16 protein-coding genes are annotated in these 12,624 nt (G+C 69.9%); 7 read left to right on the top strand and 9 right to left on the bottom strand.

The genetic code is table 11. The features are described from left to right. On the top strand, positions 1 to 1,021 hold a 1,021-nt coding region (manA, locus tag EJK15_RS46980), incomplete at its 5' end, for a mannose-6-phosphate isomerase, class I (protein ID WP_138716970.1). A 456-nt stretch (positions 1,022 to 1,477) separates the two neighbouring features. On the opposite strand, the gene EJK15_RS46985 is transcribed toward manA, so the two are convergent. Continuing rightward, positions 1,478 to 3,190: an FAD-dependent oxidoreductase gene (locus tag EJK15_RS46985; RefSeq protein ID WP_240777660.1), complete on the bottom strand. Its 1,713-nt coding sequence runs from the start codon at positions 3,188 to 3,190 to the stop codon at positions 1,478 to 1,480. A gap of 273 nt (positions 3,191 to 3,463) precedes the next feature. Between EJK15_RS46985 and EJK15_RS46990 the strand changes: the two genes are divergently transcribed. Together EJK15_RS46990 and EJK15_RS46995 are read left to right on the top strand one after the other, a co-directional pair. Next, the gene (locus tag EJK15_RS46990) at positions 3,464 to 3,730 is read left to right on the top strand and encodes a hypothetical protein (RefSeq protein ID WP_138716972.1); all 267 of its coding nucleotides are present in this window, start codon (positions 3,464 to 3,466) and stop codon (positions 3,728 to 3,730) included. 156 nt (positions 3,731 to 3,886) lie between these two features. Further along, the gene (locus EJK15_RS46995; protein WP_138716973.1) at positions 3,887 to 4,186 is read left to right on the top strand and encodes a hypothetical protein; all 300 of its coding nucleotides are present in this window, start codon (positions 3,887 to 3,889) and stop codon (positions 4,184 to 4,186) included. Between the two features lie 37 nt (positions 4,187 to 4,223). On the opposite strand, the gene EJK15_RS47000 is transcribed toward EJK15_RS46995, so the two are convergent. Then, on the bottom strand, positions 4,224 to 4,820 hold the full coding sequence (locus EJK15_RS47000; RefSeq protein WP_138716974.1) for a GNAT family N-acetyltransferase: 597 nt from the start codon (positions 4,818 to 4,820) through the stop codon (positions 4,224 to 4,226). Between the two features lie 144 nt (positions 4,821 to 4,964). On the opposite strand from EJK15_RS47000, the gene EJK15_RS76690 reads away from it, so the two are divergent. Continuing rightward, positions 4,965 to 5,093 (top strand): hypothetical protein, encoded by a 129-nt coding sequence (locus tag EJK15_RS76690; protein ID WP_276615500.1) that lies wholly within the window; start codon positions 4,965 to 4,967, stop codon positions 5,091 to 5,093. A 219-nt stretch (positions 5,094 to 5,312) separates the two neighbouring features. Further along, positions 5,313 to 5,795 carry a hypothetical protein gene (locus EJK15_RS47005; protein WP_138716975.1) on the top strand — a complete coding sequence of 161 codons (483 nt, stop codon included), beginning with the start codon at positions 5,313 to 5,315 and terminating at the stop codon, positions 5,793 to 5,795. 71 nt (positions 5,796 to 5,866) lie between these two features. On the opposite strand, the gene EJK15_RS71470 is transcribed toward EJK15_RS47005, so the two are convergent. The 4 genes from EJK15_RS71470 to EJK15_RS47020 all read right to left on the bottom strand — a co-directional run bounded on the left by EJK15_RS71470 (position 5,867) and on the right by EJK15_RS47020 (position 9,786). Continuing rightward, a complete protein-coding gene (locus EJK15_RS71470) occupies positions 5,867 to 6,043 on the bottom strand; it encodes a hypothetical protein (protein ID WP_171074935.1) in 177 nt (58 codons plus the stop codon). Positions 6,044 to 6,308: 265 nt separating this feature from the next. Beyond that, on the bottom strand, positions 6,309 to 7,202 hold the full coding sequence (locus EJK15_RS47010; RefSeq protein WP_138716976.1) for a recombinase family protein: 894 nt from the start codon (positions 7,200 to 7,202) through the stop codon (positions 6,309 to 6,311). Positions 7,203 to 7,444: 242 nt separating this feature from the next. Continuing rightward, the gene (locus tag EJK15_RS47015) at positions 7,445 to 8,578 is read right to left on the bottom strand and encodes a winged helix DNA-binding domain-containing protein (protein ID WP_138716977.1); all 1,134 of its coding nucleotides are present in this window, start codon (positions 8,576 to 8,578) and stop codon (positions 7,445 to 7,447) included. 77 nt (positions 8,579 to 8,655) lie between these two features. Beyond that, on the bottom strand, positions 8,656 to 9,786 hold the full coding sequence (locus EJK15_RS47020) for an epoxide hydrolase family protein (RefSeq protein ID WP_138716978.1): 1,131 nt from the start codon (positions 9,784 to 9,786) through the stop codon (positions 8,656 to 8,658). 62 nt (positions 9,787 to 9,848) lie between these two features. Here EJK15_RS47020 and EJK15_RS47030 point away from each other — a divergent pair, with 62 nt between their 5' ends. Beyond that, on the top strand, positions 9,849 to 10,832 hold the full coding sequence (locus EJK15_RS47030; RefSeq protein ID WP_171074936.1) for a helix-turn-helix transcriptional regulator: 984 nt from the start codon (positions 9,849 to 9,851) through the stop codon (positions 10,830 to 10,832). Positions 10,833 to 11,033: 201 nt separating this feature from the next. Here the strand turns inward: EJK15_RS47030 and EJK15_RS73375 are convergent, their stop codons facing one another. From EJK15_RS73375 to EJK15_RS47040, 3 genes are read right to left on the bottom strand one after another with little or no spacing between them, the layout of a single operon-like run. Then, complete coding sequence (locus EJK15_RS73375; protein ID WP_206061529.1) at positions 11,034 to 11,216, bottom strand: SRPBCC family protein; 183 nt, start codon at positions 11,214 to 11,216, stop codon at positions 11,034 to 11,036. A gap of 37 nt (positions 11,217 to 11,253) precedes the next feature. Further along, positions 11,254 to 11,454, bottom strand: a complete 201-nt coding sequence (locus EJK15_RS73380; protein ID WP_206061530.1) for an SRPBCC family protein — start codon at positions 11,452 to 11,454, stop codon at positions 11,254 to 11,256. Between the two features lie 56 nt (positions 11,455 to 11,510). Continuing rightward, complete coding sequence (locus EJK15_RS47040; RefSeq protein WP_138716981.1) at positions 11,511 to 11,849, bottom strand: VOC family protein; 339 nt, start codon at positions 11,847 to 11,849, stop codon at positions 11,511 to 11,513. An 88-nt stretch (positions 11,850 to 11,937) separates the two neighbouring features. On the opposite strand from EJK15_RS47040, the gene EJK15_RS47045 reads away from it, so the two are divergent. Then, the gene (locus EJK15_RS47045; RefSeq protein ID WP_240777664.1) at positions 11,938 to 12,570 is read left to right on the top strand and encodes a CGNR zinc finger domain-containing protein; all 633 of its coding nucleotides are present in this window, start codon (positions 11,938 to 11,940) and stop codon (positions 12,568 to 12,570) included. Positions 12,571 to 12,624 lie beyond the last annotated feature (54 nt).

Raw genomic sequence — 12,624 nt, forward strand, 5'->3', positions numbered from 1 at the left:
CCCCTCGACCGCCGGCGGCATCCCGCTCACCGACCTCATCGCCGCCGACCCGGCCGGCACGCTCGGCGAGCCGACGGCCGCCCGCTTCGGCCCCGCTCTCCCCTACCTGCTCAAGGTGCTGGCCATCGCGCGGCCCCTGTCTCTGCAGGTCCACCCCACCACCGCGCAGGCGCAGGCCGGCTACGCCGACGAGACGGCGCGCGGCATCCCCCTCGACGACTTCGCGCGCACGTACAAGGACGCCTCGCACAAGCCCGAGATGGTGTGCGCGATCACCCCGTTCCACGGGCTGTGCGGCTTCCGCTCCCCCGCCGCCACCGCGGACCTCCTCGACCGCCTCGGCCTGCCGGGCCTGCGCCCCTGGATCGGCACGCTCAGGTCCGCCGCGCCCGGGGACGCCCTGCGCACCGTGTTCGCCGAGATGCTCGACGACGCCTCCGCACCGCTGCGCGCCGAGATCGAGCGCGCGCTGCTCGACGCGGACGACCCCGGCCTCACCGTCTACGCCGGCATCGCGCGCGCCTGCCCCGGCGACCGCGGCGTCGCCGCCGCCCTCCTGCTGCACCATGTGAACCTGCTCCCCGGCCAGGCCCTCTACCTGGGCGCCGGGGTCCCGCACGCCTACCTGGGCGGCGTCGGCGTGGAGATCATGGCGAACTCCGACAACGTGCTGCGCTGCGGGCTCACCACCAAGCACATCGACGTGCCCGAGCTGATGCGCGTCGTGGACTTCACCCCGGGCGACCCGTTCCTGGTGCGGCCGGAGCCCGGCGGGCAGGGCGAGCACCACTACCGGCCGCCCGCGCCCGAGTTCGCCCTCAGCCGCCATGACCTGGACGGGGAGACCTCGCACGGCCTGCCGGGCGGCCTGCCGCAGATCATCGTGTGCATCGAGGGCGAGGCCCATCTCAACGCCGCGCTGACGTTGCGGCCGGGGCAGTCGGCGTTCATCCCGGCGGGCGCGCTCCCGGTCCGGCTCGGGGGCAAGGGCACCGTGTACCGGGCCGCGCCCGGCAGTTGAAGTAAACAAGCCGGGCATCTTTACAATGTAGATTCCTTACTGGCAAACAGTGCCACAAGTCCCGGTAAATCAAGCCCTTTGCCGCTATCCGTGGGCACGGCCGCCCAGGGACCATCAAATTGTCCCCTTACGGAGGTGAGCCGATCATGGTTGGCGGTCGGATGCTCATGGAGTCGCCCTCAGTCGATGTCGAACTGGCGGCGCTGAAGAAGCGGGTCTCTCTGCTCGAGGAGGAGGTCCGTACGCTGAACGCGGCAAGTCTGGCCCTCATACGCGCTGTGGAGACGCTGAACCGGCACACACGTTTGACCCCGACCGGCTGAGCGGCGGAGGGCTCGGCTACACGGACGCTTCGATCACCGGTTGAACGTCGCGTCCCCAAGCTCCATGCCATGAACAGCACCACCGCCGCGCATGTGGCCATCGAGCCCAGCATCCTGTATTTCGGGACATCGGTCAGGGGAGCCGGCGGAGCTTGAGGACGTTGTCCGTGCGGGTGCCCGGCCGGCCGTCGGGATCGGACTGAGTCCGCTCGAACTCCTCGGCGAGCAGCACCTCCCATGCCCCCTTCGTGAGCTCCAGCGACTCCAGGACCTCCTGCGGCGTCGGGAAGTGCACCTCGACGGGAGGGGTGTGCTCCCAGGACGGCCAGCCCGCGTGCCCGGCGATGAGCAGCACGCCGCCGGGCGCGACGGCCGCGGCCGCGGTGCGCAGGATCTTCTCGCGCGGCAGCTCGACCAGGGAGTGCAGGTAGTGGGCGGAGACGAGATCGTAGGCGCCTTCGGGGAAGGACGCCGCCAGGTCGTGCCGCTGCCAGTCGATGAGGTCGGCGACCCCCGCGGCCCTGGCGTGCTCGGCGGCGCGGTCGAGCGCCACGCGGGAGATGTCGGTGGCGGTGACCTGCCATCCCCGGCGGGCGAGCCAGATCGCGTCGGCTCCCTCACCGCAGCCCAGGTCGAGTGCCCGGCCCGGCTCGAGGTCCGCGGCCTGACGGACGAGGGCGGCGTTGGGGTTGCCGCTCCAGATTTGCGTCTTCTCGGCATAGCGGGCGTCCCAGAACTCCTCCGCGGAGACGGGAACGCCATCGGTCACCCCATGCGGTCCATGCGCGCCGTGAGCTGCTGAAGCGCTGTGGGACTCCGCCTGCGGTTCCGCAGCGCCCCGTGACTCCGCCTGCGGTTCCGCAGCGCCCCGTGATTCCCCGTGCGGGGTTCCGGCGCGGCGGGCTGTGACGGCGTGGCGGGTTTCCTCGGCGATCAGATCGGAGTTGATGGCCGCCGCCGCCCGCAGGGCTCCCGCCGCGGCGGCGATGACCTGCTCCGTCACGTTGGCCGCGTTCCCCGCCACCCAGACCCCGGGCACACTGGTGGCGCCCGTCGCGTCGGCGGGCACGCGGGTGCCGATCACGTGCCCGGCCATCTCCTGGTCCTCCGTCTCCAGCCCCAGCCCGGCCAGCAGGTCCGTGCGGGCGGTGAGGCGGGTGGCGACGGTGAGGGCCTGCCGGGCCACCACCCGGCCGTCGGCCAGCCGGACCCCGGTGAGCGCGTCGCCGGTCACGTCCAGGCCGGTCACCTGTCCCTCCACCACCGTGACGTCCCGGGCGGCGAGCTGCTCGCGCTGCTCGTCATCGGGCTCAGGCCCGGTGTGCAGGAAGAGGACGACGTCGTCGCTCCACTGCCGCCACAGCAACGCCTGATGTACGGACAGCGGCCCGGTGGAGATGATGCCGATGGCCTGGTCGCGTACCTCCCAGCCGTGGCAGTACGGGCAGTGCAGCACGTCGCGGCCCCACCGCTCGGCCAGCCCCGGCACATCGGGCAGCTCGTCGACCAGGCCGGTGGTCAGCAGCAGCCGGTCCGCCACGACCGCGGACCCGTCCTCCAGCACGACCCGGAACCGTCCAGGCCCCTCGTGGCGCTCGGCGGACACGACGGTGCCGGTCACGATCTCCCCGCCGTACCCGATGACCTCCTCGCGGCCGGCGGCCAGCAGCTCGAGCGGCGGCATCCCCTCCCGGGACAGGTACGTGTGCACGCCCTGCGCCGGAGCGTTGCGCGGCCGGCCCGCGTCGATCACCAGCACCTTGCGGCGCGCCCGGCCCAGCGTGAGCGCCCCGCTCAGCCCGGCGGCCCCGCCGCCCACGACGACCACGTCATATTTCGCGTCCACAGCGCGACTCCTCTCGCTCCAGCTCATCTGTTGCGCCACTGTCCGCCATCCGCCGCGCGTTTGACAAATCTCGTTGCCGTAATGGCAAAGTGGGCGAATAAAACTAGACGGTGGAGCAGAACACCCTGATCACTCGTTCACCTAGCATGAGCGACGCAAGCGGGCCTCGACCGCCTCAACGACGGTGTCGATGGGCTCGTACTGGCGGATATCCACGGCCATGATCAGTTTCTCCGATCCTGGTGCTGGGCTGGAGCACTGCAGAATGAGCGCGTGACTGACCTGCCACGCCCTCTCACACGCATCACCCCTGAAGGGGTAGACCCGCTCTACGCGGTGACAGTCGTGGCCACCGGGTACAGCGGCAGCTACGAAGGCGGCGCCTGGGCCGCGTTCCTCCTGGAACCGTGGGACGTGCCGCAGGACGCGTTCGCCGGTGACATGACCGCGTACGGGTGGTGGAAGGAGCACGGCGGCATGGTCGGCGTCGGAGACTCGCCGGACGAGGCCGTGGCCAGCCTGCGCGGCAAACTCACCTGATCGGCCCGGGGGCGTGCTGGACAGGAATGTCCGGGAAGTGACCGGCGCGTGCCCTGTTGACGGCGACCGTGCTCTGTGACGCTAATAGCAATCGCTCTGGCGAACTCACGGGGAGACTCGATGCAGACAGCAGGAACATCCCGGAAGATACGCCCCATGGCCCGAGTTCTGGCGACGGTAACCGTGCTTGCGGCACCCTTGGCGGTCACCGCCTCGCCCGTGTCAGCCACGACCGCAAATCGGACCGTTTCGGCTGAGGCGGCTCTGGCCTGCGCCACCCCCTGCACGTGGTTGTCCGGGCCACATGAAGCGAGGATCAGAGCCCTGAAGGCGGCGGAAACACAGGCCAAGATGCTTGCCGAACAGAACTACATGATCGAGCTGGTGACGACGATTACGACGCAGACCGCAGTCGGCCAGATGCACAAGGGGAAGGTGCGTTACGTCAGAAGATGATGCGGTAGACGACCGAGCCCGCTCACCCGCAGGGTGGTCAGTCCGGCGGCGCCGCTGAGCGAGGTCTAGCTCCATCACCGCCTCGGCGGCGGCGCGCGGGCGGGACGTACTCGAACGACACCAGCCCGAGCCGACGCGGGTCGAGCGTGTCCTTGTGCTGGTTCCGCCGCGTCGAGGACGTGTGGAGCTTGGTGGCGCGGGCTTGGCGCTGCCACCGCGGCGACCGGTCGCGGCAGGAGATCAGCGCCGGGTGCGACGACACCGACCGGTACCGGTAGCCCTGGTCCGCGAGATGCTGCGCCACCCACTCGGACATGCGAGCGCCGATCGACAGGCCCTGGAAGTCGGGCTGCACCACCAGCCGGTGTTCCATCTTCATGTTCCGCACCTTCGGGTGCTGGAAGTGCCGGTACGCAAGGAACGCGACCGGCTGCCCGTCGATGTACCCGGCGAAGCAATGCGCCGTGTTCGAGATCTCCGCGCTCAGATAGTGATGGTGGCGAAATACCTGCCAGAGGGAGCGGTCAGCAGCCCGGATGTCGAGCTGGAGCGTGGGCCGGGGTTGAACCGACCTCCACGCGAACGACTCCCGGGCGACGTCGTACACCCAGTCGGGCTGGAGCCAGTCGAGCACGTCGTGGTGGCAGGTGACGGCGACGAGCTGCCGCCCGCTCCGGCCGGGAGGTCGTGCTCCTTGGGGTTGCGGACGGCTCGGGCGATCTCGTGGAGGGGCATGTGTTCGATACGGCGCATCAGGTCCTCGCTAAGGTGACGGATCATGAGGGAGCCAGGCCCGTATGACGAGGAGGCGTTCCCGGTGCCGGTGCCGCCGCTGGTTGCGTACGCGCCAGAGGGCGAGCTTCACGATCGGGCGGTGCTCCTGCTGGCGTGGCGTCAGCGTTGGTAACGGTGGCCGCCCTCTTCTCGGTTCTGTCGATCAGCGCCTATCCGGCAGCAACGATAAGCCTCCCGCCGCAGGTCAGGCAGGTTGCGAACGGGCGTGGGTGGATGAGGCCGCCCACGATGCGATACGCCTGTCCTATCTGTAGGTGATCGGCCTGGAAACGACCGCTACGATCGGGAGAAGATCACGAGCTGTCACGCGGGCGTGGCACGAGGAGACTTGTTGAGCGACAGCGCGGCCGCCGATGCTGAGGACAAGGCCGGTGAGGCGGCTGCGCTGCCTCCGTTCGAGCCAGTGCGGGTGGTGCCAACTCGGCCCGATGGCTGGCCTGACTGGCTCGGTCGCAGGCCGATCAGCTCGGCCGACCGGGACAGGATCCTGAAGGATCTGAGTGCCGATCAGGAAGAGCTGGACACTGTCCAGCGACGGGACGGCCTGCGTCTGGCGCCGCTGTTCTCGTCCGTGACGATCGAAGGGTTCGGCGGGCAGGGTGATCCACGGAGAGTGGCCCGGCTGCGAGCCGCCATCAACGCGGCGTGCCGGGTCGCGGCAGGCGATCGGCGGACCAGTTATCACGCGACCGATGAGCGCATCACGATCGGGATCGCGGGGCCGGACGCGCGTGAGCGGATCGCGGTGCTACGCCGGCAGCTCGCCAAGATCGGCGGTAGCCGCAGTTGGACGATCACCGAAGACCTGAATTGACCCAGCTTTCACGGTGAGTGGGTGAGGGGCTGGCTGAGTTCGTGACCCCCGCCTCGGCGGCCCTGCCGATGTCAGCCAGATGCCACAACCCCATCCGCCGACTCTGCCGTCACCAGCCGCACCGTGATCGCGCTTCCGTACACGCGTGCGGCCTCGAACAGGGTGTTGAGGACGTTGCTGAGGTGCTCGGCGTGTGAGCCGCTCAGCCGGATGCGCCAGAGCGTGGTGTCCGGATCCCAGGTCATCACGGGTCTGATCATCGCCACTTGCGGACTGCGCGGACTATCTCGCCCAGCACGCGCGGCTGATGGAAGGCGCCGAGCGGGCACGCCTGGCCGAGGAACGGGCCCGCGAGCTGTTCCCTGAGGGGGTCCCGGTAGCAATGAAGAAATTTTCAACGAAGTAGCGTCTGACCTGCGATAACGCAGGAGCCTCCGACTGGCGTCTCGGTTTGATCACGGTGTTGGATCATGACGCTTACGGACAGTTCGCGGCTCGGGTACCGGCCAGGGACTACGGCCGTTGCTTCGCATCGTCGGCTCCGGCGCCCAGCTCGGCAATGCTGGTGTCGTGGTCGCGGAGCATGCGCATGACGGTGGCCGGGGAGGGGTGCCGGCCCCTCTTGGCGCCCTGGGTGATGACCAGGCGGGAGGCGATCTCGCGGAGGCTGAGGCCTTGGTCGCGCAGATGCAGTGCCATGGACAGCATGGCCTCATCGGTGACGGCGGCGCCGCCGATGGCCTTGCCGTTCTTGCGGGCGGACTCGTGGCCTTCCAAGGTGCGGTCGCGGATGTATTCGCGTTCCATCCCCGACAACGCGGCCAGCACGGTGAACACCACGCCGGACGGATCGTGGCTGCCTTGGAGCTCGCCGGTGAGGAACTCCAGGCCGACGTCGCAGGCGCGCAGCTGTTCGGCGAGCTCGGCCAGGGCCAGGCCGCGGCCGAGCCGTTTGTGTTCGTGGACGACCAGGGTGACGGCGATGCCGGAGGCGCGTATCTCGCGGGCCAGGTCCACGGCCCGCTCGAGTTCGGGCCGCCTCGTGGCGCGGGTGGAGATCTTCTCGGAGAAGACCCGGGTGACCTCGGCGGCCTTGAGGGAGTCGAGCTGGGTCTGCAGCGACTGGCGCACCGTCGAGGCGCGGGCGTATCCGATCTTGGCGTGTCCGGACGTCCGGGTGCCGGCGGCGGGGCGGGGTAGTTCCACCCACGTAGTCCCGGGTTTGCGCAGTGCCGGGGTCGGCACGTTGAGCACCTTGGCCAGGGACGGCACGAGCCGGAACCGGGCGGTGTGGTACTGGGCGGCTACCTTGCCCCGGCCGGTGCGGCACGGCGAGCCGGCCGGGGCGGCGCAGGAGGACGTCGGACAGTCGAAGGCTTCCACGCGGGAAAAGTCGTCGTCGCTCACCCCGCGATCGTTTCATGGAGGCGTTTCAAAGCTCCAGTGATTTGAAACGACTGATGAAACAGGATTGGGGCGAGAACGCCCTGGACGGCCGGACGCCTGGCCGGTGTTTCGTAGGTGAACGCCTATGAAACAGCACTCTGGGTTTAAGGGCAGCCACCGAACCCCCTTGCGATGCGCCCTGGACGCGGCGGAGCAAGCCATGGCAAGGAGGGCGAGTTCCGAGGCAGCGAGGACTCCTCCGGCTACCGGCTGCTGGGATCACTATGGTCTCGGTGACCTGGGGCGGTGAAGCGGATCTCGTGTGACGCTTTGGCAGCGAGGAAGTCCAGCAGGCCGCCGCCCTCGACGGTCAACGCGTCGCGGTCGCGCGCGGACAGCGGTGCGAACGGGTGCACGGTCAGTGTCTCCGTGTCGTGTGCGGTGGCGAACGTCCAAGTCGCTGCCGTGAAGCCGTCGAGGAGCACCAGGCGAGGGACGGGGCCGTGCGGTTTGAAGTTCTGCCGGCGGAGGCCGTCTGTGATCACCCTGGAGCGGTCGTGGTGTGACAGCAGCAGGTTGTCGAAGTCGTACAGGAACCGGGCGGGCGCACTGACCTGCGGATCGGGCCGGGGCGCGTCGGGCAGGTCGAACAGTTCCGCGCCGTTCTCGTCGCGGAACGTGGCCAGGCGGGGCCGGAGCCGGTCGAGCACCTCCGCCAGCCGGGTCAGGCCGCACCAGGTCTGCACGTCGCGTACGGTCGCCGGGCCGAACGCGGCCAGGTAGCGCAGGACCATCTGGTCGATCGTGTGGTCGGCGCGCAGCGGCGCGCCTGCCCACGACTCGAGAGGCGCGTGGACGGTCCGGCCGCCGGCGCCCCACACCCCGCGTGGCGGGGTCTGTACGACCGGCAGGAGGTTGCGCACCGCGTAGGCCAGGCTCGCCGGGTTGCGGTCCGGCCACCGCTGAGCCAGCAGCCGACCGAGCTCGCCCGGCGTGCGGGGCCGCTCGTCGAGCAGCTCCCGGCCCGCGGCCACCACCTGGCCGGTGTCCAGCCCGCGCATCGCCCGGCCGTGCGTGTGGTTGGCGAACAGGTCGCGGTCCAGCACCGGCTGCACGAGCGGACGCAGCGCGAGCGCGTCGGCCGTGCCGACGAGGTGGATCGTCGAGCGCATGAGGGCGATCCGCACGGCCCGGCGCTGGGTGAGCAGCGCCGCGACATCCTCGGGACGGCACGCGGCGAGCCGGCTCCACAGTCCCACGTACCAGGTGTGTGGGGTCTGCGCCTGCAGGCCCACCAGGTGATCAATGGCCTGCAGCGGGGTGAGGTCGGCGCGGCGCAGGAGCAGTTGCCGATCGAGGGTGGCGCGGTTGAGGGCTCGGCGGGTCAGGATCTGCATGACGGTACTCCTGGAAGTTCAATTCAGGGGTGCGCGCGGCAGGGTGCCCGCCGCGCGTACCACCCGGTCGGCACGGTTCAGCGCAGCTGGCGGAAGAAGCCGCGGATGTCGTCGACCAGCAGGCCGGGCACGTCGTGCGCGGCGAAGTGGCTGCCCGTGTCGTAGGCGTTCCAGGACAGGATGTTCTTGTGGTCGCGTTCGGCGAACGGGCGGATCGACTGGAAGTCCCAGGCGAAGTTCGCCAGCCCGAGCGGCACGGTGGTGGGTTCGGCCGGCTTGTCGGTGGCGTGGAAGTCCTCGTAGTACAGGCGCGCGGCCGACGCGGCGGTGTTGGTGAGCCAGTAGATCATGGTGTTGGTCAGCACATAGTCCGCATCGAGGTTCGGGCCGAGCAGCTGCACGTTCCAGCCCAGCTGCCCCACCGGCGAGTCGGCCAGCGCATGGGCCAGCGTCTGCGGCGCGGTGGACTGCAGCTTGTCGTAGGCACCGCTGTTGTCCGTCCACCACTGCAGGAACTGGACCTTCTTCCGGTCCTCCTCCGACAGGCCGGCCAGCTCGGCCGGGTCGCCGGACGGGAACGAGAAGACCTGGGTGACGTGCACGCCGATCACGTGCCCGGGATCGCAACGGCCCACCTCCGGCGAGATCTCCGAGCCGCAGTCGTTGCCGTGCGCGCCGTACCGCTCGTACCCGAGGCGGCGCATCAGCTCGGCCCACGCCCTGGCGATCCGGTACCGGTTCCAGCCCCGCTCGATGGTGGGACCGGAGAAGCCGAAACCGGGGATGGACGGGATCACCAGGTGGAAGGCGTCGGCCGGGTCGCCGTCATGGGCGCGCGGATCGCTCAGCGGGCCGATCACATCCAGGAACTCCACGACGGTGGTCGGCCAGCCGTGCGTGAGCAGCAGCGGCGTGGCGTCCGGCTCGGGCGAGCGCACGTGCAGGAAGTGCACGTTCTGCCCATCGATGCCCGTGGTGAACTGCGGGTACGAGTTGAGCTTCGCCTCCCACGCGCGCCAGTCGTAGCCGTCGCGCCACCGCTGCACCAGACTCTGCACGTATGGCAGCGGCACGCCGTAGTCGTTGCCGGCGCCGGGCAGTTCGTCGGTCCAGCGGACCCGGGCCAGGCGCTCGGCCAGGTCGTCCAGGTCGGCCTGCGGGATATCGATACGGAAATCACGGATCTCGGCCGTGTCGATCTCGGTCATGGCGTCGACCCTGCCGGACCATTAGGACGATATCGCTCCTAATGGTCCGGCATGCTTGACGAATGTTGGACACCTCGGCCCGCCTCCTGCGGCTGCTCTCCCTCCTGCAAACCCCGCGCGAGTGGACCGGCGCCGAACTCGCCGAGCGCCTCGGGGTGAGCGGGCGGACCGTGCGTACCGACGTGGAGCGCCTGCGCACCCTCGGCTACCCGGTGCTGGCCACCCGCGGTTCCGCCGGCGGCTATCGGCTCGGCGCCGGTGCCGTGCTGCCGCCGTTGCTGCTCGACGACGAGGAGGCGGTCGCCGTCACCGTCGGCCTGCGGACCGCGACCGGTGGCGCCATCGCGGGGATCGAGGAGTCGTCGTTGCGGGCGCTGGCGAAGCTGGAGCAGGTGCTTCCGTCCCGGTTGCGGCGCCGGGTCAACACCTTGCAGGCCTACACAGTGCCGGTGCCCCGCGGCGACGCCGGCCCCAGCGTCGACCCGGCGGTCCTGACCGCCTTGAGCGCGGTCTGCCGCGACCGGGAACGGCTCCGCTTCGACTACCACGACCACGCCGGCGCGGCCACCGTGCGCGCCGTCGAGCCGTACCGGCTCATCATCTGGGGCCGCCGCTGGTACCTGCTGGCATGGGACGTCGAGCGGAGCGACTGGCGTACCTTCCGCGTCGACCGGATCCGGCCCCGCACCCCGACCGGCCCCCGCTTCACACCGCGCGACCTGCCCGACGACGTCGCCGCGTACGTGTCACGCCGGGTGTCCGCCGCCGCCTGGCGCTACCGGGCGCAGGTCACCGTGCACGCGCCAGCCGAAGTCATCGCCGATCGCATCGGCCCGGCGGCCGGCACGGTTGAACGCCTCGACGAACGCACCTGCGTCCTGCACACCGGCGCGGACACCGTCGAGACCCTCGCCGTCCATCTGGGCCTGCTCGGCGCAGACTTCGACGTCACCGGGCCGCCGGAACTTCTCACGCACCTGCACCGTCTCGCCCACCGATACATCCGCACGATCACCTCGTCTGCACCAGGTGATCGGACCGGGTGAGCGCCCGCCGCCGCATGACCACAACACCGCCGGCTCCCCGCCGGGCTCCGGAAGCCATCGGGCAACCGGCCACGAGTTGGCGGGGGCGGCTGGTCGCCGGAGCAGGCAAGAGCCGCCTGCCGCCGAATGGTGGGGCAGCCCCGTACGCAGCTGGTCACAGTCCTCACGGGGAGGACCGCGACCAGCAATGACGCGGCTGACCTAGCCGAGGTGCTCGCTGGAGGACTCCACCGTCTGCTTGAAGATGCTCAGGCCGTGGTCCATTCCAGCGCCCATCGGGATGGCGAGGTCGTCCGGTCGCACGTCGTGGATCCATACGAACCGGCTGCGGCCGTCCCCGTGCGGGACGACCTGCATCGAGGCGTTGTCGTGTTCCGGCTGCATGGTGCCGCCGATGACCGAGAAGACGAGCCGGCGCAGCTCATCGTCGAGCGCGATGAGCCGCTCCCGCAGCAGCCATCCCGTCGGCGAACGTGACGACCCTGACGCCCGGTTCGTCGACCCAACTGTCGGTGACGAAGCCCAGCGCCATCCGGACGGGCCCGTCGGTGAAGTCACTGATGATCGCCCACACGGCCGCGGGGTCGGCATCGAGGATGATCTCTTTTTGCACGGTGGCCATATCTGTCTCTTCTGTAGTGGTGGTGGGATACCGGCGTCGCGCAGTGGCGAGTTCGTCTATGCGGCGACGACGCAGAACTGGTTGCCCTCGGGGTCGGCCAGCACGACCCAGCCGTCGAAGCGCCGCACTTCACTCGCGCCGAGGGCCCGAATCCGGCCGACCTCGCCTGCCAGGTCATCAGTGGACAGGTCCAGGTGCAGTCGGTTCTTGCCCTCCCGGCCCTCGGGCACGGCCTGCAGGGACAGGCCCACGCCGCTCTTGTTCGCGTCCTCCAGGTAGGTCGTGCCTTCGTCCGAGGACGCGACCTGGTACCACCCGGTGACCGCCTGCCAGAAGGCGGTGCTGCCGGCCAGGTCGTTCGTGTCGATGCAGATGTTGCCGATGCTGATGCTCACCAGCGATCCCTTCTGATCTAACTGACGTACCAATTACGTCGGTTAAGTAACCTACCATCGCCGATAGCCGGATAGGCTGCGAGACGTGATGAATGAGCGTGCCACCGAGCCCGTGCCGGACAACCTCGCAACCGGGACGGCGCCGATGCCGCTACGCGTGATCGAGGAGTTCATCAACACCCGCCGCCGCGACGGCGACGAGATCGCAACCCCGCAACAGCTGGCGACGTGGTTGCACGCCCGCGGCCTCATGCCGGCCGACACGGTGGTGAACGACGAGCAGCGCGACCGTGCCGAACGGATCCGTGAGGGACTACGCGCACTGATCGCCGAGAACAACACCGAGCCGGTCTCCAGCCCGCGCCCGGACGGCCTCAACCCCGCCGCCCGCGCCGAACTCGTCGACCTCACCCGCGACTTCCCGCTGATGCTCGACGTGACCGTTTCCCCGCCCCGACTGGTCGCCCGCGCCCGGATGCCGGTGGAGGCGGCGCTGGCCAGGCTCCTCGCCGTCGTGGCCGAGGCCGTGGCGGAAGGCACGTGGACACGGCTGAAGGCCTGCCGGGAGCCAAGCTGCCGATGGGCCTACTACGACCACTCCCGCAACCGGCGCCGGACCTGGTGCTCCATGGACATCTGCGGCAACCGCGCCAAAGCCCGCGCCTCTCACCACCGCAAGTCCACCGCGCCCTTGACCGCGGACCAGCCGACAAACCGATGACCCCGCGCCGTCGGCCCGCCGGCCTCGCTCCGGCCTCGCTCCGTCCGGGCAGGC

This window comes from Nonomuraea basaltis (assembly GCF_005893125.1).
GTDB classification, from domain to species: domain Bacteria; phylum Actinomycetota; class Actinomycetes; order Streptosporangiales; family Streptosporangiaceae; genus Nonomuraea; species Nonomuraea basaltis.